At 53.7% G+C, this 24,451-nt stretch carries 21 protein-coding genes; 15 read left to right on the top strand and 6 right to left on the bottom strand.

The features are described from left to right. Positions 1-438 precede the first annotated feature (438 nt). A complete protein-coding gene (locus BUA49_RS16280) occupies positions 439-654 on the top strand; it encodes a fibronectin type III domain-containing protein (protein ID WP_072799489.1) in 216 nt (71 codons plus the stop codon). Between the two features lie 45 nt (positions 655-699). Here the strand turns inward: BUA49_RS16280 and BUA49_RS16285 are convergent, their stop codons facing one another. The 4 genes from BUA49_RS16285 to BUA49_RS16300 form a co-directional block, all read right to left on the bottom strand. Continuing rightward, positions 700-3,267 carry a CHASE2 domain-containing protein gene (locus BUA49_RS16285; RefSeq protein ID WP_072799491.1) on the bottom strand — a complete coding sequence of 856 codons (2,568 nt, stop codon included), beginning with the start codon at positions 3,265-3,267 and terminating at the stop codon, positions 700-702. Between the two features lie 33 nt (positions 3,268-3,300). Beyond that, positions 3,301-4,938: a FecR family protein gene (locus BUA49_RS16290; protein WP_072799493.1), complete on the bottom strand. Its 1,638-nt coding sequence runs from the start codon at positions 4,936-4,938 to the stop codon at positions 3,301-3,303. Further along, a complete protein-coding gene (locus BUA49_RS16295; RefSeq protein WP_072799495.1) occupies positions 4,931-5,683 on the bottom strand; it encodes a response regulator transcription factor in 753 nt (250 codons plus the stop codon). Before BUA49_RS16295 ends, BUA49_RS16290 begins: the two co-directional genes overlap by 8 nt. 114 nt (positions 5,684-5,797) lie before the next feature. Next, on the bottom strand, positions 5,798-7,960 hold the full coding sequence (locus BUA49_RS16300; RefSeq protein ID WP_072799497.1) for a DNA topoisomerase III: 2,163 nt from the start codon (positions 7,958-7,960) through the stop codon (positions 5,798-5,800). Between the two features lie 140 nt (positions 7,961-8,100). Here BUA49_RS16300 and BUA49_RS16305 point away from each other — a divergent pair, with 140 nt between their 5' ends. Beyond that, entirely contained in the window at positions 8,101-8,472 is a 372-nt protein-coding gene (locus BUA49_RS16305; RefSeq protein WP_072799498.1) for a BolA family protein, read from the top strand. Next, the gene (locus BUA49_RS16310) at positions 8,469-9,092 is read left to right on the top strand and encodes an L-threonylcarbamoyladenylate synthase (protein ID WP_072799500.1); all 624 of its coding nucleotides are present in this window, start codon (positions 8,469-8,471) and stop codon (positions 9,090-9,092) included. The genes BUA49_RS16305 and BUA49_RS16310 overlap by 4 nt, the downstream gene beginning before the upstream one ends. A gap of 3 nt (positions 9,093-9,095) precedes the next feature. Here BUA49_RS16310 and BUA49_RS16315 read toward each other — a convergent pair whose 3' ends face one another. Continuing rightward, on the bottom strand, positions 9,096-9,758 hold the full coding sequence (locus tag BUA49_RS16315) for a hypothetical protein (RefSeq protein WP_072799502.1): 663 nt from the start codon (positions 9,756-9,758) through the stop codon (positions 9,096-9,098). Positions 9,759-9,952: 194 nt separating this feature from the next. Between BUA49_RS16315 and BUA49_RS16320 the strand changes: the two genes are divergently transcribed. Continuing rightward, on the top strand, positions 9,953-11,575 hold the full coding sequence (locus BUA49_RS16320) for a methyl-accepting chemotaxis protein (RefSeq protein ID WP_072799504.1): 1,623 nt from the start codon (positions 9,953-9,955) through the stop codon (positions 11,573-11,575). 44 nt (positions 11,576-11,619) lie between these two features. Here BUA49_RS16320 and rnk read toward each other — a convergent pair whose 3' ends face one another. Beyond that, complete coding sequence (gene rnk, locus BUA49_RS16325; protein ID WP_072799505.1) at positions 11,620-12,003, bottom strand: nucleoside diphosphate kinase regulator; 384 nt, start codon at positions 12,001-12,003, stop codon at positions 11,620-11,622. A gap of 378 nt (positions 12,004-12,381) precedes the next feature. On the opposite strand from rnk, the gene BUA49_RS16330 reads away from it, so the two are divergent. The 11 genes from BUA49_RS16330 to BUA49_RS16380 all read left to right on the top strand — a co-directional run bounded on the left by BUA49_RS16330 (position 12,382) and on the right by BUA49_RS16380 (position 24,272). Next, complete coding sequence (locus BUA49_RS16330; protein WP_072799507.1) at positions 12,382-13,512, top strand: aminotransferase class V-fold PLP-dependent enzyme; 1,131 nt, start codon at positions 12,382-12,384, stop codon at positions 13,510-13,512. Positions 13,513-13,622: 110 nt separating this feature from the next. Continuing rightward, positions 13,623-15,341 (top strand): choice-of-anchor I family protein, encoded by a 1,719-nt coding sequence (locus BUA49_RS16335; RefSeq protein ID WP_072799509.1) that lies wholly within the window; start codon positions 13,623-13,625, stop codon positions 15,339-15,341. A 303-nt stretch (positions 15,342-15,644) separates the two neighbouring features. Beyond that, positions 15,645-16,049 carry an antitoxin Xre-like helix-turn-helix domain-containing protein gene (locus BUA49_RS16340; RefSeq protein WP_175547604.1) on the top strand — a complete coding sequence of 135 codons (405 nt, stop codon included), beginning with the start codon at positions 15,645-15,647 and terminating at the stop codon, positions 16,047-16,049. Continuing rightward, positions 16,049-16,738 (top strand): RES family NAD+ phosphorylase, encoded by a 690-nt coding sequence (locus tag BUA49_RS16345; protein ID WP_072799544.1) that lies wholly within the window; start codon positions 16,049-16,051, stop codon positions 16,736-16,738. The genes BUA49_RS16340 and BUA49_RS16345 overlap by 1 nt, the downstream gene beginning before the upstream one ends. A 231-nt stretch (positions 16,739-16,969) precedes the next feature. Then, positions 16,970-17,290 (top strand): nucleotide pyrophosphohydrolase, encoded by a 321-nt coding sequence (locus tag BUA49_RS16350; RefSeq protein WP_072799512.1) that lies wholly within the window; start codon positions 16,970-16,972, stop codon positions 17,288-17,290. Next, positions 17,287-19,479, top strand: a complete 2,193-nt coding sequence (locus BUA49_RS16355; protein ID WP_072799514.1) for a DNA/RNA helicase domain-containing protein — start codon at positions 17,287-17,289, stop codon at positions 19,477-19,479. Before BUA49_RS16350 ends, BUA49_RS16355 begins: the two co-directional genes overlap by 4 nt. 257 nt (positions 19,480-19,736) lie before the next feature. Further along, the gene (locus tag BUA49_RS16360; protein WP_072799516.1) at positions 19,737-21,098 is read left to right on the top strand and encodes a tyrosine-type recombinase/integrase; all 1,362 of its coding nucleotides are present in this window, start codon (positions 19,737-19,739) and stop codon (positions 21,096-21,098) included. Then, positions 21,095-21,499, top strand: a complete 405-nt coding sequence (locus tag BUA49_RS16365; protein ID WP_072799517.1) for a hypothetical protein — start codon at positions 21,095-21,097, stop codon at positions 21,497-21,499. Before BUA49_RS16360 ends, BUA49_RS16365 begins: the two co-directional genes overlap by 4 nt. A 102-nt stretch (positions 21,500-21,601) precedes the next feature. Beyond that, positions 21,602-21,817: a helix-turn-helix transcriptional regulator gene (locus BUA49_RS16370; protein WP_072799519.1), complete on the top strand. Its 216-nt coding sequence runs from the start codon at positions 21,602-21,604 to the stop codon at positions 21,815-21,817. Next, positions 21,814-22,095: a hypothetical protein gene (locus BUA49_RS16375; protein WP_072799521.1), complete on the top strand. Its 282-nt coding sequence runs from the start codon at positions 21,814-21,816 to the stop codon at positions 22,093-22,095. Before BUA49_RS16370 ends, BUA49_RS16375 begins: the two co-directional genes overlap by 4 nt. Positions 22,096-22,097: 2 nt before the next feature. Beyond that, positions 22,098-24,272 (top strand): DUF3987 domain-containing protein, encoded by a 2,175-nt coding sequence (locus BUA49_RS16380; protein WP_072799523.1) that lies wholly within the window; start codon positions 22,098-22,100, stop codon positions 24,270-24,272. Positions 24,273-24,451 lie beyond the last annotated feature (179 nt).

Below are 24,451 nucleotides of genomic sequence, written 5' to 3' on the forward strand. Positions count from 1 at the left end.
ATTTTTTTTGCCTCTCCGATAGCCCGCACGACAAATGCTGGGCAAAAAATTGCCCGGGCAATCAGTAATTCGCGTTAATCCGACCGTTTCATTACGGTTTCCTGACGGGATATTGACGATTTTTTAATTAGAGAAATGACAGGCCTCACATTGATAATCGCCCGAGTTTTGTATAATTCGACAAATTCGGCGATTTACTGGTGTAAAAATACTATGAAACGCGTCATTAAAATGTCACGGGCATGGATAGCCGCGTTTTTTCTGGGAGTTCTTCTTACAGGGTGTGGCGGTTCTTCTGATTCGGCCAGCACAGGTTCAGGTTCGGCTGGAACCAACACGGAAGGGTCAGTCAGTGAGCCCGCTCTTCCCGGGCAAGCGAAATCCGCAGTCCTGAGTTGGAATGCACCTGATAGCCGGGTGAACGGTGACGGAATAAAAATGGCTGAACTGGATAAGTACATCATCCGCTATGGTCAGGATGCCAATAAGCTGGATCGGGAAGTTGTTATTTCCGATGCTCAGTCAGATGCTCGCATGACTCATAAGGTGAGCGGTCTGGAAGCTGGAACCTGGTATTTTACGATCCTGGTTCAGGATAATAACGGCTTGTTAAGCGCTCCTTCTGCAGTTGTTGACAAGGAAATCAAATCCTGACGAATGTGATTGGCTGACCTGTTGATAAGTTTCGATTCCTGGGGCTTAAGACATGGGATCTGCAATCGGAAGTTTCAGAGTAAAAGATGAACCTTCCCCGGGGCTGGAGGCCACATAAATCTCACCGCGGTGCTTCTCGACCACAGTTTTCACAAACGAGAGCCCTAGCCCGGTCCCGTGAATGCCTGCCAGCTCGCTGCTTTTCTGGCGACGGTAACGGTCAAACAGATGGGGCAGCTCGTCCGGGTCGATACCACAACCGTCGTCTGCGATCGTCAGGCATGCCTGATGCCCGGCACGAAACACCTGAAGGCTCACGGCTGACCCCGCCGGGCTGTACTGGACGGCGTTGGTCAAAAGGTTAATGACCGCCCGCTCAAGCAGTTCTGCGTTGCCTCTTAACCACAGATCTTCCGTGCCTTGCAGTTGCAATGGAATGTGCTTCTCAAGTGCCTGCTCGCTCACGCTGTCACGGGCGTTTTCAACAATAGCCAGAAATTCGCACTCATAAAACAGGGTCTCAGTCAGCTGTTCGGCGCGCGCCAGCTGAACAAACTCCTCAGCCAGATGGTAGCTTCGCCTTGCCAGTCGTCCCAGTTGCTCCAGCTGGCTTTGGTCGATATGAGTGGGGTCGCGCTTCAACTGTTCGATAAGCGCCAGCTGTGACACCAGAGGCGAGCGTACATCGTGGGAAATAAAGTCTATTGCCTCTCGGTGCTGGCGCTGCTGCTCCCGCAGTTCGGAAATGTCGGAGATGTTGGCAATGATGCCGTATTGCACGCTGTCTGGCAGAGCAAAGGGCGCGAAATGAATGAGAAAGTCCTTTTCCCGGATTTTTAAATCCACCGTCCGGCTTTGCAACAGCGTGAGCGTTTCAGAAACCGTTTCATGCCAGGGCGGAGTTTCGCGTGGATCGTGACCTTCCAGAAGTCGTGTCAGAGGAAGCCCACCCAAGCTGGGCATGGGCTCTCCGAACCACTCTTCAATATGGCCGTTGGCGAATCGGATGATGCCCAATTCATCGGTTACGATGATGCCATCAGGCATGCGCTCAAAACTGCGGCGGATAAACTCCTGCATGTGGTTCAGGCGTTCAGTGGCCACCTTAACGCGCTCGATACGCGCTGAAATGTTTTCGCTGGGCCGGAGCATTTTTATTGCGGGGCCGGAGGTGGAAAGTTTCAACCGGCGAAGGTAGCGCTGTATGGCGTCTCGGCTCAGATCGTTGGGCAGGGTAAGGCCAAGCGTGTAGCAGCTGTTGCCGCGGTTCAGTTGAATCCAGCTCTGGTTTCCGTCATTTCGCCAGAGCCCTGGTTCCAGATCATCCGGAACCTCGGCCCGCCCAAGGTTCCGGGTGGAAACGATGTTGCTATTTTCCATCAGTAACCAGCCTTGCGGCTGAAACAGCGCCTGAAAGTGTTCAAGAAGCTGGGTCAGCGGGCGTTTTGATAGCTCCGGTAAGGCTACTCTCGGCGCTCGGGCCAGCTCATCCAGTTGTCGATTGAGGAACTGATTGGTCATAGCCAGGCGCATGCCGCTGGCTATCGGGAGCGCAAGCAAGGGAATGATCAGTGCATGGGCAACCGGAAGCCATACCTGTAGCGCAGTCAGCATAGCAATGTACAGGCCAAGGATTGTGATGCCGGCCGTAACGCATGCGAACAGCGTGCGGGCAGGGCGCATGCGGGGCAACAGGACGGCCAGTGCCACAAGTGTGATAATCGCCAAGGCTATACCAACCCATGCCGGGGCCGCAGTGATAAGAAGTCTCTGCTGGTAAGCTGAAAACGTATTGGCGTGGAACTCCACGCCGGAAATAGGCCGACTGAGCCCCGAGAACGGCGTTGGCAAGATATCTCCCAGCCCGGCTGCTGTGGCTCCGACAAAAACGGTCTTGCCGCCAAACACATCCGGAGCCGGAGGGGCGTTGAGTACATCACTATATGGGTATGTGGGCAATGTACCGGCACCACCCGCGAGGGGAACAATCCGATAGTCGTCCCGCACGTTTACAAATGGGGGCAGCCCTTGCGAATCGGGTTGCCTCGAGCTGACACCGGAGGCTGCGAGCGCGAGAGCAGGCCACAGCTGGCGAGTCATGCCGTTGAACAGATAGAGCCCCCTGGCGATACCATCGTGATCCAGTTCAACGTGTGCGTGGCCAATACCAGCGGCTGCAGTGATCAGGTCGCTTGCAGGAAACTGTTCACTAAGCAGTAAGCGCGAGTTCGGTGGCGACATATGTACTGGCATAATAACCCTGCCATGGGCCTGCATGGCGCGGCTAAGCACAGCATCATCCGGAGACGGTTCCGTGAACAGCACGTCGAATACGATGGTTTCGGCACCGGCCTGGTGCAATTTCCCGATAAGCGCAGCATGGGTTCGACGTGGCCAAGGCCAGCGGCCTTGCTGAGCCAGGCTGAGATCATCAATAGCGACGATCACTACGTCTGGAGATGCGACGGCTGGGCTGGCAAACATTACAGAATCAAGAAGCCAGTAGTCAACGCGTTGAGGCAGCGCAGCCGTTTCTGCTAACAGGAACATCAACAGGAGTGCCAGACCGAGCGTCCATGGAGTCGTTTTAATTGGCAGCCAATCCCGGGTCATGAGTCCTGCTGTGCGTGTTAATTGTTCAAGGTGTTATTCCAGGTACAACTCCCTCCCTGGTCCCCAGCGGCTTTGTAACGGGCCGTCAGAAAGTGCTTTCAAGCGCACAAAATACCGCCTTCCGGGAATAAGACGCAAGGCCGCCGTGGTTTCTGGCAGCGTAGCTTCCTTGATTATGTTGTTGAAACCGGGTTCTTCCGCCAGCTGCATTCGGTAATTGGCAGCAGTATCAACCTTCTCCCAGAATACGCGAACCTGGCTGTCGATGTAATTGATACTGATGATGCGTACTGGCGGGAGCGTTCCGGTTACGATCAGTTTGCGCGGCTGCGTTGTTGCTACTGAGTTTCCGCCGGCTTCTGTCACTACGCGCCAGTAATATTGGCCAGGACTCAGGGGGCGGGAGGGCAGAGCGGTTGTTTCCGGTGCCCATTCGCTGGTCGCTACCAGATTCCGGAAGGCTTCATCCTCGGCAATTTCTACCCGGGCCACTTCGTTTTCACCATTGAGGGCCCAACGGAACTCAGGCATATCGTCATTCACGCTGCCTTTGTTTTCCGGTGCCAGCAAGCTGGCTGTGCGGGCTTGTAAATCAACCTCTATCGGAAGTATGCCGGGCATTCCCGCCATACCTTGCGGGTCAAACGCCGCCAGGTGAATCTCATACTGGCCGTTGTCCAGGCGGCTGATATCAAAGCGGCTGCCGTTGACTTCACGGCTTTCAACCCAGCGGCCGCTATCTGTTTCAAAGATATCCAGTCGATAGTTTGCTGCCGGGCTTTGTTTCCAGGTCATCTCTGCCGGGAGCTGAGTAAGTATTGGAGGAAGCGGATTGATTTCCGGCGCCGGTGGCATCCTGCGTATGCTCAGTGTGCGACTGTTGTTACTGGCAACCGTTGCGCTGAAGCCGGCAGGAATCCGATGGGTCTGGTTTGGTGCTCCGAAATCAACTACGCCTTTGGTTACCTGCAAACTGGTGCCTTCCGGCCCGGTTTGCAGTGAGAATGCGGTGCCACGAACGGCGGCAACGGCAGACGGAGTTTCAATTTCAAAGCGGGCACCACCTTCCATCACTGGCTTGACCCGGGTGTGGACTTCTCCCCGGTTCAGCCTCAGCCGGGTGTCTACCATGCCGGGTTTGCCGTACTGCGTCAGGCGGTTGAAGATCAGCCGGGAATCCGGGGAGAGGCGGACTTCTGAACCGTCAGCCAAGGTGATGGTTGCTGCTCCCGCACCGGAAAGCACTTCATCACCCACCCGTATCAGGTCGTTTTTTGTCAGGATTTTTTTTCGGCCGTCAATTCCTGATATCAGTTGAACGTTGCCGGAAACCGACGTAGCGCGCGCAGGGTCGGGCTGTCTCTTCAGCCAGGACAGGGGGATGCGAATGCGATCGCCTTCTCCCAGCGTGGCGGGGTTTTGGATGGCGTTATATTGAAGGAGCCGGCCGGCATTGTAGTTTTTTACCAGAAGGTCGCTGGCGACTTCCGCAAAGCTCTCGCCGGATTTCAGGGTGTAGATCCACTCTGGCACGGCTTCGTTGGCGGAGCTTGTCACCGTTGTTGCCGAGCCGCGGGTAATGGACAGCTCCGCCCACGCAGGCATACCCGGTGCCAGAAGCAGCAGCACCAGGAATACTTTGGCGAGAGCGGGTAACCGGTATTCAGTCATTCGGTGCTTGCACTTCCTGGCCTGCTGCCTGGGATTCTGTCATCTCTTCATCGATAGCTTCGGCTTTCATGGCCTCCAGGCGGTAGCCGCGCTGGTAGATCGTCTTGATACGGAAGCCATTTTCCGGGTTCAGGCCCAATCGACGACGTAGCCGGCTCATGTGCGTGTCTACTGTTCGTGTGTTGATATCCCTGGCTAGTCCCCAGACTCTCTCAAGAAGCACTTCACGGGTGAGCAGGCGGCCCTGGTTCTGAAACAGGAATAGAGTCAGATCGAAGTCTTTGTCGGTCAATGTAAGCGCTTCACCATGGAGGGAGATGGTTCTGTGCTGGGTATTAATTTCAAACGGACCGTATTTAAGGTCTTCTTTCTCATTGTCCGGATTGGCGCGGCGCGCCAGAGCATTGATGCGAGCGACCAGTTCCGCAGCGCCTGCAGGTTTTGCGAGAAAGTCGTCTGCGCCCGCGTCCAGGGCCTGGACAATATCGGATTCGCTGTCGCGCTGGGTAAGGAATACCACGGGAATTGCCCAGTTGATCTGCGCTCTGACGCTTTTCAGCACATCAATGCCGGTCATGTCAGGAATCTGCCAGTCGAGAATCATCAGGTCATAGCTGCGATGCAGTGCCGCGCTGAGAAAACTCTGACCTGTCGGGAAGCTGTCGCAGTGATGGCCGCGCTCAGTCAGAATGGACTGGATGTGCTGCGCCTGTTCCTGTTGGTCTTCGAGCAGAGCGATGCGCATTGCGCCTCTCCTGGAGTAGGTAGTGTGGGTGCGATCCTGTTTCACAGTGCGTGATAGCGGATTCCCTGCCATATCAGGCGATTATCACAAAATGCTGCCAAGCATTCCGTTTCGTTATGTAGACTTGCGTAAACGCGTTGCCGGCTTTCCGTCTTCGTCGTCCAGTGTTTGTCGGCAGGCGGGGAAATTACTGCAGCCCCAGAACCAGCCTTTTTTACCTTTCCGTCTTACCAGAGGCGAAAAACAGTGAGGGCAGGGGATGGGTTTTTGCCCGGTGCCGTCTTGAGGTTTGTCATCTTCAAGTTGGCGTGTTCCCCGGCAATCCGGGTACCGCGTGCAGGCATAGAAACGTCCAAATTTGCCGTCTCTTTCAGCCATCGGAGACCGGCATTTCGGGCAGTTAGGAGCATTGGTTTGCAGCCCGGTATCAGGCGCATCGGCGGCAGGACCAATGAAACCCCGGATCTCCGCCTTCAGAGTCTCCAGGAATTCCCGGGGGTCGTCCTCGCCCCTGCGGATACTTTCCAGGGTTGCTTCCCAGACCGCAGTTCTGTCCGGCTTGCTGACAGATTTCGGTAGCGCGCCGATCAGCGCTTTACCTTTATCGGTAGAACGGATTTGGCGGCTATCCCGGTACAGGTAGTCCCGTTTGAACAGGGTATCGATGATGTTCGCACGGGTGGCCTCTGTACCAAGGCCATCGGTCTCCCGCAGGGTTTTTCGCAGCTCCGGGTCGGTTACAAATCGGGCAATGTTGGTCATCGCCGACAGTAGAGTGGCATCGGTGAAGTGCTGGGGTGGTTGGGTTTTGCGCTCGCTCACGGTGCTGTCTTCGCAGAATACCGGTTCGCCCTCATCCAGGCGCGGCAGCGGAGACTTTTCTGTTTCTTTCTGGTTGTCCCGGAGCTTCAGTTCCAGTGTTTTCCAGCCTGGTTCCAGCACAGCGGTTTCTGTGGCACGGAACCGTTGCTCTGCCACTCGCACGGTGAGCCGGCCTTCTCGGTGTATGGCATCCGCTGAAAACTGCATCAGGAAATAGCGGCTGACAAGACCATAGATTTTCTGTTCGGCTTCACTGAGCTTGCCATTGGGTGCTGTCCGGCTGGTCGGAATAATGGCGTGGTGGGCATCGACCTTTTTATCGTTCCAGGCAGTCGTTCGGCGGCTGAGGTCCGCTTTGTTGCGGGCATCAGCAAGATCTGGCGAGACTCTGCCAATCGCCCCCGTGACCTGCTCGCGCTGGGCATAATGCCCTTCAGGCAGGTACCGGCTGTCGGAACGGGGGTAGGTGATGAGCTGGTGGCGCTCGTAAAGATTCTGGGCAGTGTCCAGTACGTCCTTTGCACCCATGCGGAACAGGCGGCCAGCTTCTATCTGTAATGCTGACAGCGATAAGGGCAAAGGCGGAGCTTCGGGCCGGTCGCGGAAGCGTGATTCTATAACGGAGCCGGGCCGGCTATGAATACTGGCGGCAATCTGCTCGGCTGTTACCCGATCCAGCAGTCGGTTTTCTTCGTCCAGATGGTCCTGAAACTGTTCGTCCGGGAGCCATCGGGCGGTGAAAGCCTGCTTGTCAACTTCCTCTTCCTGTGCTTTGAAGCGGGCTTCTATGCGGAAGTAAGGTTTGGGCTCGAAGTTTTCGATGGTGTTGTCCCGCTCCACCACCAGCCCCAGTACCGGTGTTTGAACCCGACCGACGGAGTAAACGCCCTGCTGCCCCTGCTGCTGGTAGTTCAGCGTGTAAAAGCGAGTGAGGTTAATGCCATAGAGCCAGTCGGCCCGTTGCCGGGCGAGTGCAGAGTGTGAAAGCCTGCGAAATTCCAGGTTGTCTCTGGGTTGCTGTATGGCTTTGGCGACCGCTGCCGGGGTCAGGTCATTGATGAGTATCCGTTTTACGGGTGCCTTGGTTCCGAAATAGCGAATCACTTCATCAACCAGCAACTGGCCTTCTCTGTCCGGGTCGCCGGCGTGGACTATGGTGTCGGCCTGCCGGATCAGGGATTCCAGTGCTTTAAGCTGCTGGCGAACGCTGTCTTTGGGGGTGACCTGCCATTTGTCCGGGAACATGGGGAGGTCGTGCTGGCGCCAGGCTTTCCAGGCCGGGTTGTAGCTGGCGGGTTCGGCCGGCTCCAGCAGGTGGCCGATGCACCAGCTTACGGTGGCAGCGTCATTGCCTGTGCCGCAGCGGATCCAGCCCTGGCCTTTTTGATAAGGGCCGGGGAGAGCGGCGGCGATTGCTCTGCCGAGGCTTGGTTTTTCGGCGATATACAGGAGCATGGTTTGGGTATGGTTTTGTCTGGGTTGAAGTGGGAGGGGAATGTGGCTGTTTGGTAGTTGAGTGTCAAGGTTCGGGTGGCTCGCTTCTTCTGTAGTAGACTGTTTGCCATTGTTAAAGCGGATGTGGGAGTCAATGAGCGATGAAAATCCAGAGCACAATCGAAACTAAACTTAAGGAAGCGTTTGACGCCAGCATTCTTCAGGTGGAAAACGAAAGCCACAAGCACAGTGTGCCGCCAAACTCAGAGACGCACTTCAAGGTGACGATGGTTTCGCCGGCCTTTGCGGGGCAGATGAAGGTGAAGCGGCATCAGGCTATTTATAAAGTGCTTTCGGAGGAGCTGGATATGGCTGGTGGCGTGCATGCGCTGGCTTTGCATCTATACTCTCCGCAAGAGTGGGAGGCGTCCGGGCAGGAGGTGCCGGCGTCACCGAATTGTATGGGCGGTTCCAAGGCGGATCTGAAGCCGGCCGCTTCAGGCGCTCAAAAACAGAGTGGAGGGCATTCATGAGTCAGTTCTTTCAGATTCATCCTGAGAACCCGCAAAAGCGGTTGATCAAGCAGGCAGTTGATATTCTTCGCAGTGGCGGTGTTGTGGTGTATCCCACCGATTCAGGCTATGCCCTTGGCTGCCATTTGGGTGACAAACCGGCGGCGGACAAGATCAAGCGGATTCGCCGGTTGGATGACAAACATAACTTCACGCTGGTGTGTCGGGATCTCTCTGACATCGGTGTTTATGCCAAGGTGGATAACACTCAGTACCGGTTGTTGAAAACCTTCACGCCCGGGCCTTATACGTTCATTCTGGATGCGACCAGCGAAGTGCCTAGACGGTTGTTGCATCCCAAGCGGCGTACTATTGGCGTTCGGGTTCCCGATAACGCGATTGTTCAGGCTCTGCTGGGTGAGCTTGGCGAGCCGATCATGAGCAGCACGCTGATTTTGCCGGGCGAGTCCGAACCCATGACGGATCCCTACGATATCCGGGATACGCTGGAGCATGAGCTGGATCTGATTATTGATGGCGGTTTTTGCGGAATGGAGCCGACTACAGTGGTCAACTTCACTGGCGATATGCCGGCTGTTACAAGGGTTGGCAAGGGTGATCCTACTCCCTTTGAGGGGTAGTGCTCAGGCCCGGGTGTTCAGGTTGAAGGCATAAGCGCCTCGATTCGTCGCAGCTTCAATCTGATCAGTCGGGGCCGAACGGCGCAGGGTGTCGTAGCGGTTTACGAGATCCTGCAAGCCGTTGAACTGCTGGTTCTCACTGACCAGTGTGTCCAGAAGTGAATTATTCACGCCGTAGGCCTGGTTGAGTTTCAGGGCGTTATCCATGAAATGCAGTGTCGGTTCGTTGACGCTCAGCCGGCTGAAAGCATCCGTGAAATTCTTGTTCACGTTCAGGTCATTTTCGATCCGGGTGCGGGTTTCTTCCGCCAGTTTGCCGCCCGCCTCAAGCTTACCGCTATCATTTTTATTGACGCTTATTGCGGTGGCCGGGCTCAGATTGTATTCGGCAAGTTTGTGCCGCAGTGTCTCCCTTATAAAGGCAAGATCCTGCCCTACGGTTTGTTTGTAATCCGCTAGCGGCAACTTCTGCGATTTCAATCGGTTCGCATCACTCAGGGAATCTCCTGAGGGAGTGAAACGGTCGTCGCCGGGGCTTGCAGGTGGCACTGTCTCTGCGCTGTTCGCGCCTCTGGCTCGTTGCTCCTCTGCCCCCGCTGCCGGTCGCTTTTCCAGAGTTTGCTGGAAGCGGGTACTTGCCTGAATTAGGGATGTCAGCAGTGACATGGCGTGTTTTCCTCCATTGGCTCGCAGCAGGCGTGCCAGAAAATGCTCGTTAAAACGTTATGAAGCATATTCCGGGCCACATGATAGAAATGCGTCATTCTGACTTGCGTCAGTAAATAATTGACGTATGTCTGTAAAGTTAGCTGCCGCTTTGCCGTCAACAACAGAGAGCATCTGAGGAACCCCGGCTTGTTATGAAAAAACACTATTCCATCCGCTTTCTGTTGCTCGCTGCTCTGGCAGCAGCATTTTCACTGATTCTGGTCTTCACGGTGCTCTATAGCGCGAATGCACAGCGTGATCACATGGAGGCATTCAGTCACAAGTATGTGGATGGTCTGGCCAAATCCTATTTTGATGGCCTGAACACCATGATGGTAACTGGCACGATCAGTAACCGAGAGGTGCTCCGGGACAAAGTCATGGCTCCTGAGGATGTGCTGGATATAAGGGTGATCCGCAGTGACCAGTTGAATCGGATGTTTGGCAGCGGCACGAAGGCAGAACAGAAGCGCGATCCTGCTGATAAAAAGGCTTTGGCGGGCGAACGGATTGAACACTATTCAAGCAACGAAGATGGTCGCGTTTATACGCTGATTGAGCCGGTCATTGCCCGGGAAAACTATCAGGGTGTCAATTGCCTGGGCTGCCACCAGGCCCGGGAAGGTGATGTACTGGGTGCGATCCGTGTGGATTACTCACTGGCCGAGGCTGACGACAGCCTGCACCAGCAACTGTTGGCCAGCGGTGGTATTCAGGCCGTTATCTTCATTGTGGTGTTTTTCCTGACCGCGCTGGCTTTGAATCGGCTGGTTTTCTCCAGATTGCGACGGCTCCAGGCCAGTATGGATGAGATTTCCGGAAACTCCGATCTCACGCTTGAACTGGACGTTTCCCGCAACGACGAAATTGGTTCGGTATCCCTGGCGTTCAATCGCATGATGGCAAAAATCCGGGAAAGTATGCATACGGTCATGGATAACGCCGCACAGGTGGAACAGGCTGCTCGCCGCATCGCAGCAAAAGCCGAAACCACCGGTGATGAAGTGATGGCACAGAAGGACAATACGGATCAGGTTGCCAGCGCAACCACCGAAATGGCAGCATCGGCCGTTCAAGTGCGCGAAAACGCTAATCACACGACTCGCAAATCGGCAGAGACAGCGGATTTGGCCAATAGCGGCGAACGCCGGGCCCGCGCCGCGGTGGAAGGTATTGAAGCACTGAATACGGAAGTGCAGGGCGGTGCCAGGCGAATTGAGGGTCTGAACCAGCGCACCAGCCAGATGGCGAGCATGCTGGAAGAGATTTCCAACATTGCCGAGCAGACGAACCTGCTAGCGCTGAATGCAGCCATTGAGGCTGCCAGAGCAGGAGAGCAGGGGCGTGGCTTTTCTGTGGTTGCGGATGAGGTTCGTGCACTGGCATCACGGACACAGGTTTCCACGGAAGAAATCCGAAAGACAATTAACGGGCTTAAAAGCGAGGTGGTTGATTGCGTTTCTACGATGCGCCATGCCTCGGATATGGCGGGCCATCAGGTAGAGGCCATCCTGAAAGTAGAATCCGAATTGCAGAGCATTGCCTCCGCTGTTCGTGAAATTACGTCTCTCAATCAGGAGATGGAAAGCGCGGCGAACGAGCAGAGCGATGTGTCAGAGGCGATTAATCAGAACGTGATTGAAATCAGCCGTTCCGCAGAGCAGACGTCAGCAGATGCGCAGGAAACGGCCGACATTGCGGGTGACTTGCTTGTGATGGCTGAAACGCTCAGAGAAACCATTGAGCAGTTCCGTTTGACCAAAAAGGACAGATGACGGGCCGGCCTTTGCGGGCCGCCCCCGTAACCGCCTCCCAGCAGTCAGCCTTTGCGGGTGACGTTAATGATCTTAAGATGGATATTGTTGCGGCCACGGATCGGCCACTCTATGGAATCACCCACCGACAACCCGAGCAGAGCAGAGCCTGCTGGCGCAAGAATAGAGATTTTACCTTCTCCGGTGCCCATTTCGTGCGGATACACCAGCGTCAGTTCCTGTTCCTGACCGCTATCTTCATTCTTAAAGCAAACACTTGAATTCATTGTCACCACGTGCGCTGGCATTTCTGCGAGTGGGACGAGCGTTGCCCTGCTCAGCTCATCATCCAGGCCGTCCGCAACATCAGAATCTCCCTGTTTTTCGATCAGGGTCGTCAAACGGTTGAAATCTTCTTCAGCAACCAATATTGCCGGCATATCAGCCATGGATATCTCCAGAAAATTAAATTAATAGCTCGGAATTTCAGGATTCAGACGCCGAATCCGGCGTTTCAGCAGCGGATTCAGCGATAAAAGAGAAAAGCGGGCAACACACCGGTAGCACCTGCCTGGTGGCGGGCACTGAAATAGTAGGAAGGAATGGTCTCTGAGAAAAGCGTTCTCACAGGCTCACCTAGTGCGTTGTTTCTGATAATTAAAGGAAAAGCGGGAATTTGGCCGCTTTGATCAACTTATAAGCTTTTGCCGGGTTCCACAAGTGGGCGTACGGTAAACGTGAGAAATAAAGCGCATAACGCCAGATTTGTTAGACTGGCACTAAAGACGACTCATCCACAAGCTGCACCAGGCAAGGAATTCCCAGCCATGTCCAAATTGTTTCCTTCTGTTGACCCCGACGGGTTGCTGGAATACTCCGTGGTATTCAATGACCGCTCGCTAAACCACATGTCGGCTCCCTTCCAGCAGGTAATGCGGGATATTTCTTCCACACTGCGGCAGGTGTATAACGCCGAAGGCGCCGTTATTGTTCCTGGTGGAGGCAGTTTTGGTATGGAAGCTGTTGCCCGCCAATTTGCCAACGGAGAACACTGCCTTGTGGTTCGCAACGGCTGGTTCAGTTACCGCTGGTCGCAGATATTGGAAGCAGGCCGAATCACCGACAGAGTTACCGTGCTCAAGGCCCGGGCTTTGGACAATACTCCTCAGGCGGCCTACGCACCGGTTCCCGCCGAGACTGTGGCAGAGCGCATCAGAGCAGAAAAACCCGCCGTTGTATTTGTTCCCCACGTGGAAACAGCAGCGGGCATCGTGCTGCCGGACGACTACCTAAAAACCATTGGCAACGCAGTAAAGGACGTCAACGGCCTGTTCGTGCTGGATTGCGTAGCCTCCGGTGCTCTCTGGGTGAATACCAAAGCGTGCGGCGTGGACGTTCTGATCAGCGCGCCCCAGAAAGGCTGGAGTGCCTCACCTTGCGCAGCGCTGATCACATTGAACGAGCGTGCCATCGCACGCATGGAGGAAACCACCAGCAGCAGCTTCGCGGCGGATTTGCGCAAATGGTCCCAGATCATGCAGGCCTATGAGTCCGGCAACCACGCATATCACGCAACCATGCCTACCGATACCCTGGTTATCCTCCGCGACGCCATGCTCGAGACACTGAAAACTGGTCCGGATCTGCTTTATCAGCGCCAGGTTGAGCTTGGCCAACAGGTGCGCGAACTGTTTTACAGCGCCGGCTTCAAAAGCGTCGCCGCTCCCGGCTTTGAGTCGCCCAGCGTGGTGGTTTTGCATACTGATGACATTAATATGCACAACACCAGCCTGTTCCGTGAGCAGGGCTTGCAAACTGCAGCTGGCGTGCCGCTGATGTGCGATGAACCAGAGGGCTTTCGCACGTTCCGCATAGGATTGTTTGGTCTGGAAAAGCTGAATAATGTGGAGAGGACGATGGAGAATCTGCGAGTGGCTTTGGAGGCGATTCGGGGCTGAAGTCATTTCCCCGCTTGACGTCAAACTGTCTTAAAACTGCCCACAAACTGTCATGGCGCCGCTTTAGGGTGTGTCGGAAATACAAACACATCAGACATACTGAGGCGACCATGGAATTTCGAAAATCTCTTCTGGCTTTGGCCATTTCGGGTTCAGTCATCGCACTTGCGGGCTGCACAGACGACGGCACTGACGGTACTGACGGCGTAGCCGGTATCAGCCAGACTCTTATCGAACTGAATGTATTAGGTACATATAACAGCGGCACGTTCGACGAGAGTGCTGCAGAAATTGTTGCCCATGACGCGATCAATCAGCGTTTGTTCGTAATTAACGCTAACGATTCGAGCGTGGACGTACTGGATATCAATGACCCGGAAATGCCCACCAAGCTCAGCACAATCGATGCCAGCGCGGAAGGTGCATCAGCCAACAGCGTTGCAGTCTACGGCAACCTTGTAGCCGTAGCCATTGAAGCTACGGTGAAGCAAGACAACGGAAAAGTGGTGTTCTATAACACCACCGACCTGAATAAGGTAGGGGAAGTGACGGTTGGTGCGCTGCCGGATATGGTGACCTTTACCCGCGGCGGCCAGAAAGTACTGGTAGCCAACGAAGGCGAGCCCAGCGACGATTATTCCAACGACCCGGAAGGCTCCGTCAGCATCATTGATATCTCCAATGGTGTGGCCTCCGCCACCGTGACCACGGCAGGCTTCACTGCCTTTAACGCCGACCAGGCAAACCTGGAAGCCGCCGGGCTGCGCGTGTTTGGCCCTAATGCCACCCTGGCGCAGGACATGGAGCCGGAATACATCGCCGTCTCCATCGACAACACCAAAGCCTGGGTTACCCTGCAGGAAAACAACGCCGTGGCCGAACTGGACATCGCCGCCGGTGAAATCAGCGCTATCGTGCCGCTGCGCTTCAAGAACCACGGCCTCATCGGCAACGAACTGGACGCCAGCAACGACGATGACGGCATCAACATTCGCAACTGGCCGGTGAAAGGCATGTACATGCCGGATTCCATTGCCAGCTACGGCTACAACGGCAAAACCTATTACCTGACCGCCAACGAAGGCGATTCCCGGGACTACGACGGCTGGACCGAAGAATTCCGCATGGGCGACCTGACCCTGACTGGCGCTTTGGCCGGCATTGCCAACCTGCAGGACGACGCCAACCTGGGCCGCCTGAACACCACCTCTACGATGGGTATCAGCAACGGTTGCAACCCGTCACAGCTGCCCGCCGACCTGGGTGACCTGAACAGCGACACCAACGTGGATGTGGACGACGTGAAGTTCTACGTGGAAAACAACTGCGAATACGACACCCTTTACAGCTATGGCGCGCGCTCCTTCAGCATCTGGAGCGCCGACGGCCAGCGCGTGTTCGACAGCGGCAGCGAGTTTGAACGCATTACCGCCAGCCTGATCCCGGACAACTTCAACGGCAACAACGACGAAAACAGCTTCGATAACCGCTCCGACGACAAAGGCCCGGAACCTGAAGCCATCACCACCGGCACCATCAACGGCCAGACCTTCGTCTTCATCGGCCTGGAACGCGCTGGCGGCATCATGGTGTACAACGTGACCAACCCGCAGAACCCCGAGTTCGTCCAGTACATCAACAACCGCGACTTCTCAGTATCCCAGACCGACCTGGAAAACGGCATGGCCGGTGACCTGGGCCCCGAAGGCTTTGCCTTCATCCCGGCGGGTAGCAGCCCTAACAGCAAGCCGATGCTGGTGGTGGGTAACGAAGTGAGTGGAACCACCACGCTGTATGGAATTGATGTGATTGAGTCGTCAGCTAACTGATTCGGGCTTGTTGTTGCTCGGCGCCTTGGGCGCAGTCCAAGGTGTCCTTGCGAAGCGCATCCAATACATCATTGATCAGTTTCTTGAGCGGCAGGGGATATTCCGGCCGGATACAGGTCGGCTATTGAGGCGAGTGCGCACCGGTATCAAAAGCAGTCCGAAGGTAGTGAACGAATAGTCGGGAAGAAAACCCTAAGCTAAATCTCTTTTGTCTCAGATGTCGTTATATGGACACAATCCACAGATAAGTCTATATTGAGACTTAATGGTGGGTTGCGTCCAGTTTACGAAGGAGGGCAAGTGATGACTGCAAGCAAAGCGCAAAAATCGCCGGCTGATGCCCGTAGAATGAGTGTTAGCGGCCTTAAAGCCGCCTTCAATATCCTGGATAAATGGGGATGCACCGCTGAGCAGGCGCAGGCGATTCTGAGACTCCCAAGGGCCACTTATTATAAGTATCGAAATGATCCAGAAAGTGCCCGTCTGGATCGGGATCAGCTCACACGTATCAGCTATCTGTTGAACATGCACCAAGCGTTGCGCATTGTGTTCGAGAACCCGGAAAACGTTTATGGTTTCATGCGTAAGCGGAACCATAACCCCTATTTTCATGGCAGGGCTCCGCTCGACGTGATTGAAAGTGGCGATTTTGCGGCACTGTATGAAACGTTCCGGCGCATTGATACTCTGCGAAGCGGTTTATGGTGATGGAGTTGAACCTTCCGGTTATCAGCCTGTCGCAAACCAAGGGCTTCCGCTTGATCAACTCCAAGCTTCCCACCATCGATATCTTCAATGATGTGGCAGATCCGGATGAATTCCAGGATCTCTATGATCTCCAAACCATGAGCAATCCCCGTCCTATCCAGGATGTGGGGAATCTCAACTACATCGATCTAGCCGAGATCCCGTGGGGTATTCCCGGTTGTCATTACGCGGCTGCGTCCTTTACCCATGTTGCTCCTGACGGGAGCAGGTTCAGCGGCGGGGAATTCGGGATGCTTTACATTGCCGATACCATCGAAACAGCGCTGGCTGAGGTGGAATACCACCAAGGCCAATATCTGGCAAATGTTGAAGACCTGAAGTTTGATCGGCTGATTTTCAGGGGGCTCGCGTGCACCTTTTCCGGCGATGTTATGCACGACGCCACTGAGCTTGCAGCAGAGCACGAGATTTATCATCCGGATGACTACACGGCAGCTCGGGCGCTGGGAACCAGGCTCCGTGCCGCCGGATCTGAGGGACTTCAATACTGGTCAGTGCGACATTCCGGAGCCATCTGCTGGGGCCTTTTCACACCGAAAAATATTCATTCAATTGTTCAGACTGCGCACTATGAGTTCATTGTGCGCGGTGGGGGCATTGTTGATAGAAGGAAGGTCGTAGGGCTTTGAGTAGTTTGTGGATCGCTTGTTTTGACCGAGTTATTAGCTTGCGGGCTGTTATGAAGAAAAGCCACACTTTCCAGAAAGGTAAATTCGGAGGGGGTTGATGTGGTAAGGCCTGACGGGAAATGGTCGCAAAGCTAGTGTTCTTGTATGCTGCCAGTAAAGAAGAACTGGTAACAGCTTGCGATTGCTCTTACTGCACGGATTAATTTGAAAGAACTATTTGTGGGTTGCACTATGGATGACGTTATAAACCGTTTACGCCAGTTTCGTGATGATAGAGATTGGAAGCAGTTCCATAATCCGAAGGATCTCGCGCTGGCTCTGAGCATCGAGTCCAGCGAACTGTTGGAAGCGTTTTTGTGGAAATCTGCGGAGGATGCAGACATTGAAAAGGTGAAAGAAGAACTCGCAGATGTCTTTGCTTTCGCGTTTTTGATGGCCGATGCCTGTGACCTTGACGTCAAACAGATCGTAATGGAAAAAATAGAGAAAAATGAGAAAAAGTATCCAGTTGAAAAGGCTCGAGGTACTGCTAAAAAGTATACGGAGCTATGACGGATCCCCACCTGGTTGAAGTCAATCGATATCCCTTTTCAAAAAAAGCATTGGCGGACATTCGAGATAATGCTTACGCAGGTACCAACTGGCCGCTCGTTTACATACTGAGTGATGGAGGGAGTAAGCAGGCATACATCGGTGAGACTACCGATACACTGACTCGTTTGAGCACGCACCTCAAGCACGATGAAAAGCAGCTATTGACCACGGTACATCTCATAAGCAGTGAGCGCTTCAATAAGTCAGCCACTCTGGATATCGAATCAGGGCTCATCAAGTACATGGCGGCAGATGGCGCATTCAGCCTGCTGAACGGCAACCTGGGGCTGGTGGATCATAACTATTATCAAAAGGATGAGCTGTACGCCCGTGTGTTTAGGGTGGCGTGGGATAAACTGAGGGCTGAAGGAGTAGCCAGACACTCACTTGAATCCATCGATAACTCGGATGTCTTCAAGTATTCCCCCTACAAGTCTCTCTCTCGTGATCAGCGCCAGAGTTTGCTCGGATTACTTTATGCGTTGTTAGATGAAAGAGTCGAAAACCTGGTTGTTGAAGGTGGCGCGGGAACGGGCAAATCAGTTCTGGCTATATTCCTTTTCAAGTTGCTGAATGCAAAGGAGATCGAATTAAATCTCCGTTCGTTCTCCGATGAGGAAAAGGAACTGGAAGGACTTCTTGAGAAGCTTCGGGAGATTTATCCACAGCCAAAGATGGCACTGGTTGTGCCGATGACCTCTTTTCGAAACACGCTGAAGAAAGCATTCCGGAATGTGTCAGGACTGAAAGCAGATATGGTTATCAGCCCGTCGGAGCTGGTCAAACAGAACTACGATATTGTGTTAGTGGATGAGTCCCATCGGCTCAGAAAACGGACCAACCTCGGGGCGTATTTCGGTGCTTTTGATAAGGCTTGTGCGGCCTTGGGGCTCGATAAGCACGTTTGTAGTGAGCTTGACTGGGTTTGTAAACAGTCCGCTAAGGCCATCTTCTTTTATGACGAAAACCAGTCGATTAAGCCATCTGATGCAAACGCTACGGACTTCGCTCGTCTGAAAGCTGCAAGCTCTACTCAGGTGCAGACTTTATCTTCCCAGTTTCGTGTTCGTGCCGGCCAGCCCTTTGTCAAATTTGTGGACGATCTTTTGAATGTTCGGCTGCAAACAGGGAAACGGTTCCGTAGCGGCCATTACGAATTTAAACTTTTTGACTCAATTGAAGAGATGGTTCGGGCTGTCAGAGAGAAGAACGACCAGTTCGGGTTATCCAGGATGATTGCTGGTTATGCCTGGCCTTGGATATCCAAGACCAAAACATCCGAATACGACATCGAAATCGATGGTGTTCAGTTGCGGTGGAATCGAACGAACACCGACTGGATCAACGCGTCTGGTGCCGACTCCGAAGTAGGCTGTATTCACACTACACAAGGTTATGACCTGAACTACACGGGTATTATCTTTGGCAATGAAATTCGATATGACAAAGCTAGCGACACGATCATTATCGATAAGGAAAACTACTTCGATAGAAACGGGAAACAGGGCATTCAGGACCCTCAGGCGCTGAAACAATATATCCTCAACATCTATAAGACCATCATGCTACGAGGTATCCGAGGAACCTTTGTGTATGCCTGTGATGAGTCACTCAGAGAATATTTGAAGCAACACATTCCCGTCCAGACTCATCCTGCGCAAGATGCCGAGAGCCCGGCATCTATAGTAAAACTTGTCCCCCATGTTAACGCAGTCCCATTTTATGACCTGGAGGTAGCTGCGGGAGACTTTGGTGATCTTCAGGATCAGCCAGATTACGAAAAAGAATGGATCGCTGTCCCTGAGCATGTCCGCGTGAGCAAAACTCTGTTCGCCTGCCGTGTTATTGGTGAGTCGATGAACCGAATTATCCCGAATGGCGCAACCTGCCTTTTCAGAATGGCGCTCGGCGGCACCCGTAATGGCAAGATTGTGCTGGTAGAGTGCACGGAGGATGCTGGGCCAGGCTCACGTTATACGGTAAAGGACTACGAGAGTGTGAAAATCCAGCACGAGGATGGTTGGCATCACAAGATGATTCGGCTAAATCCGCGCTCTAACGACGAAACGTTTGAACCCCTTGAACTCACTGAGGATCAGGCGTTGCAGTACCGGGTAGTCGGCGAATTTGTGCAGGTACTTGACTAGAACTGTCGGCAAAAAAACAGACTTCAAGTCGATTCGTGGACTGATTAGGAAAAATGGATGGTGCCCTCGGCAGGACTCGAACCTGCTACCTTCCCCTTAGGAGAGCATTTCCGGCCCTTTCCCCGCCTACCTTCCAGAGCATAACAATATGTTTTATATGGAATCTGAACAATAAAGAACAATCACGTGTTCATATAGCACCGCCTTTTCTGGTAACATATTGGTAACACGTTTTGATCTGTTACCGGAGTGTCGCCATGAGCAAAGCCAAGCTGTCATCCATAACCGAAGCCACTGCTGCCGCGTTCGACCGCGAGGCCAGCGAGCGCGAAACCAAGTTTTGCATCATGCAGCCAGGGCTTCACTTGATGAAGCTAAAGCGTGGTAGTTCATGGCGCTATCGTTATGAGGATGCAACAGGCAAGCGCAGAACCGTCACCATCGGCAAGTTGTCGCAGATAAAGCCGGAGCAGGCAGCCCGTAAAGTTATCGACTGGCTAGATAGTGAAGCCGATCCGCTGGCAGACAAAGCAGATCAGCGACAGAGCGCCCTCAGCGCCGCAGAGCAGGCCGAATTGCGTACCTTGCGCCACTACCTTGTAAACGGTTATGGCCGTGTCATGGACTCCTGGAAGCCTCAGAACGCCAAAGCCAACGATCAGCGGATCAGGCTGTACTTCCCCGACCTGCTAGACGCTGACATGGAGTCTATTACCCGCAGTTACATCCACAACAAATGGCAGCCGCGCGAGAGTCAGGGCAGGGCGCACGACACTATCCGGCGCGCGTTCGGATCACTCAAGACACTACTGGGCCAAGCCGTACAAGATGAGGTACTTGGTTCGAGTCCCCTTGACGGCGTCAAACTGAAAGCACCGACACACAACGAACAGGCCAAACAGGAAGAAAACGAAGATGAGATCCAACAGACCCGCCGCCCACTGACTGACGATGAGATCAGCGGCATCCTAGCCGGGCTGGATTTGTACGCCGAAGAAATCCGCGAGGGCAGGCGCAACAGCCGCAAGCATGGCAAGTTCCATCTGCCAGACCTGGATGCAGTGACCTATCCACATTGGTTTATCCCGTTCACTCACTTGGCATTGCATACCGGCCTGCGCACTGGTGATTTGCGGACGCTGACGTGGGCAGAGCTAAACATTAAGTTTGGCCGCTTAATCAAGACAACGGAAAAAAGCAAAGTAGCAATCCGCCACGTAAAGAAACCGGCGGTTATTGACCTGAAATTGAATGATCGAATTAAAACCATCATGACCGACTGGTGGAAAGATCAGGGCAGCCCCAAAGACGGGCTGGTGTTCCCGTCACCACGTGGCGGTAAGTTACTCGACACCATGGCAACCCGAGCGCCGTGGGTGCGTGTAAAGAAGCTGGGAGGCGTAGACGCGGGGCTGGTGTTTTATTCATTCCGACATAATTTTATTTCGGCGCGGCTGGCGGCAGGCGTCCCGATGTTTACCGTTGCCAGAATGGCAGGGCATAAGTCGGTAGCGATGATTGAACAGCATTATGGCCACGTGTGCGAACAGCACCAAGACGAAGCTGTGGACGTTGTAAGCGAGGCAATCGGCAGGACAGCTAATAGGGTGGCTGTATGACGGATCTGGCAAAAGATTTTCCGGGGCCATGGCCGAATATCATCTATAAGTATCGGATGCGTGGTGAGCTAGATAAGCAGGAAATTTTAGACGCACTGGCGTCAGATAACCCTGTTCCTGAGTATGCAAAAAGCATTATTTCACTGGTCGTATCCGGCGAGTATAAGTTCAAGCGAGGTCTAAAAACCGACAAGCGGTATGGCCCGTTTAAACGAATGGTTATTGCTGATTGTGTTTATTTTTCTGCAGAGGATAGAAATGTGCCGGTTCAAGTTGTAAAAGATGAGTTTGTTCATCGGCTGGCCATATCGATTCGAAAACTTGAGCAATTCATTACCGAGCGTAATAAAGAACAGCAAGCCCATGATGAGATGATCAGGAAGTTAATGGCCGATAAGTAAGCCTGAAAAAAAGACCTCGCATAGTTAATCGTTTTTGTTGCGAAAAGGGGAGTGTGTTCGGTAACAGGATAGTAAGCGTCATAAACAACTTAGGCGCTTAATATGCAACCGCAAGCACAACCCGAGCAAGCATTTTTCCGCATCGCAGATGCCTGCCGCTACCTTGGCATGGGCAGAACGAAACTGCATAACCTTGCCGAGACTGACGCAGACTTTCCCCGCAAGATCCGCATAAGCCCCCGCTGTGTCGGCTGGACTAAAGGCCAGTTAGATACTTGGCTCGAATCCAAGCGCCAGGCGGTGGAGGGCGTGAAATGAGCTTCTCAATATTTCGCCCTGAAATCCCAGACTACGAGAAATTGCGCCGCCGCCAAAGAAACGGCGCTATATATGCGCTAGACCAACTCATAACAGAGAAGCTGACCCGAGGCCCGAAAACACGCGCCGCGCTTGTGGCGCTTGGCAAGGCGCAAGAGTTCACACCCGCTGACGTTCGACATGGTATTGATCGCCTGTGTAAGCAGGGCATAGCCAAACACGACACGAACAAGAGTGGCTCTATTTTTGTGCGGCTGACCAAAGAAGGGGAGGCTTGATTATGGATGATCTAAAACAAACTACCCCCGAAGCTGGGCAGGCAAGCGGGGGCGCATTCGATGAGGTACGGGGTGATGATAACACTACTCAGCACCCGTACCTAGAGGGCAAGGGTATAGACCTGGCAGCACTGCAAGCGGCTTGCCCGTCTGAAATTGAGATCCGACACACGACTAAAGGCAGTTTTAGTGGCGAGGCCATTTTTCGCGAATTGGTAGACGTTGCTGGCAGCCCACAAGGTTTTGAGCGGATCTTGTCGACGCGGATCAAGCAAAGCCCAGATGATAAAAAGGGTAATGATAAATTCGTGACGCACGGTGGAACCAGTAAAGGCACCTTCACGCCTATTGGTTTTCACCCTTCCGACCTTATAGGCATGGATTGCCGCGTTATCGTCTGCGCTGGCCTTGCTGATGGATACCGAATCCACGAGGCGACCGGCGAACCCGTGGCCTGTGGTGTAGGTGAAGGCAATATTCGCAGCATTGTGGAGGCTATACAGCCGTTAAACCCGAGCATTCTGGTGGCTGTTGATAATGATGACGCAGGCAAGCGAGCCGGAGCCGCCAGCGGCTGTAAGTGGATACACCCGACCAGTCACAAGGATTGGAGCGATGTGTACCAAGCTGAAGGGCTGGACTCAGTGCAAAAGCAACTGGCAGTGGACATCAAGAAGCCAGGACAGGAATCGCCACCCGAGCCGGAAGGTAGCCTTTGGCCGGAGCCTGCCGACCTATTCGCTGAACACGTTGTACCTTCTTTTCCGATGGAGATATTACCGGAGCAATTCAGAACACTTGCAGCGGAGAAGTCGGAACAATCAGGTTTTGATGCCGGCGCTTATGGTTTTTGCCTTTTTATGACGGCAGCCAATACTGTAGACCATCGGGCAAGGCTGGATCTGGGGCCATTCAAGGTGCCGGCCTATCAATGGGGCGGCCTAGTTGGTGACTCAGGTACTGCCAAAAGCCCGATATTGAACGACTCCAAACAAGGGGCCGAACATATCGACAAAGCATTACTTGACGAGTCAAACGCAGCCCTGTCTAAGTGGATTAAAGCCTGCCAGAACGCCAAGGGCGACAAGCAAGACCCACCACCAAAGCCGCCATGGAAACAGCGCCATGCCCTGGACACCACCACCGAGGCGCTGGGCTTGTTACTGCAAGACAACCCCGAAGGCGTGAATATGTACCACCACGAAATAACCGAGTTCATTGGCAGGATGGATGCATACAGCGGAAAAGATGGCGGGAAAGACCGTGGCGTTTATCTGCGATCTTATGATGGCGGTTACGTGACTATAAACCGCGCCGGCAAGCCTCAGCCGATTGTTATCGACAATTTCAGCGTGGGCATTTTGGCAGGCATCCAGCCTGAAAAACTGGCCTATTTGTTCAAGCAAAAAGGCGGGGGATCTGACGGACTCTATCAACGGTTTTTGATGTACTGCCTGCAACCGGCCGGCGATGTGAATTACATGGCGAAGGAATCACCATTCACTCAGATGAACAACAACCTATTAATTGAGCGCATCCATAACTGGACAGGGAAAGAGCAGGTGTCTGCAAGGCTTTCTACTCCGGCCAAGCTGATGATGCAGGACTACCACAACAACATACGGAAGCTGGCAACCAGAACGGCAGCCCAAAGGTTCGCAGAACACCTAAACAAGTTCCCTGGCATGTTGGGACGAGCCGCCTTTGCTTTGCATTGCATCCATGCCGCAGCCAACGAGCGACAGCCAGGGGGTGACGTAAGCAAAGAGACAATGACGATGGCCATTAAGTTCATGCGTGTCATGTACCGGCATTCTGAGTCTGTTTACCGCATACTTGATGAGCAGGCGGGAGACGTCCAAGGGCTGGTTGTTGCGGCTGCTGAAGCGATCCTGAGCAAGTCTTGGAAGACATTTAAGCGTGGCGACCTGACAAGGAACGCCACCTACTGGCAGGGCAGCGACAACCGGCAAACAGAAAACGCTATTGATTACCTGATCGAACTGGGATGGATTGCGGATATAACACCACCACCCATAGCGGGCAAACGGGGCCGGCGCTCCGATGGCGTGTATGCTTCTAACCCGAAAGTGTTTGAGCAGTTCAAGGCGCACAGTGAGCGCATTAAATCCCAAAGAGAAGAACGGTATCGTGCGATTCAGGAGGCCGCCTCTTAATTAGTTGTAAAAGTTGTATACGCGTACGAAGTGAAGAATATATATATAGAGTGTTCTTATACTTTTCATATCGTACGCGCATACAACTAATTCAACTTATTCAGGCTGGCGGATAACACCGCCAACTTTCACCCAGTAGACGAAGCCCGGCTAAGAATACCCACTCACCGCACCATATA

It is taken from the genome of Marinobacter antarcticus (assembly GCF_900142385.1).
In the GTDB taxonomy this organism is placed as follows: domain Bacteria; phylum Pseudomonadota; class Gammaproteobacteria; order Pseudomonadales; family Oleiphilaceae; genus Marinobacter; species Marinobacter antarcticus.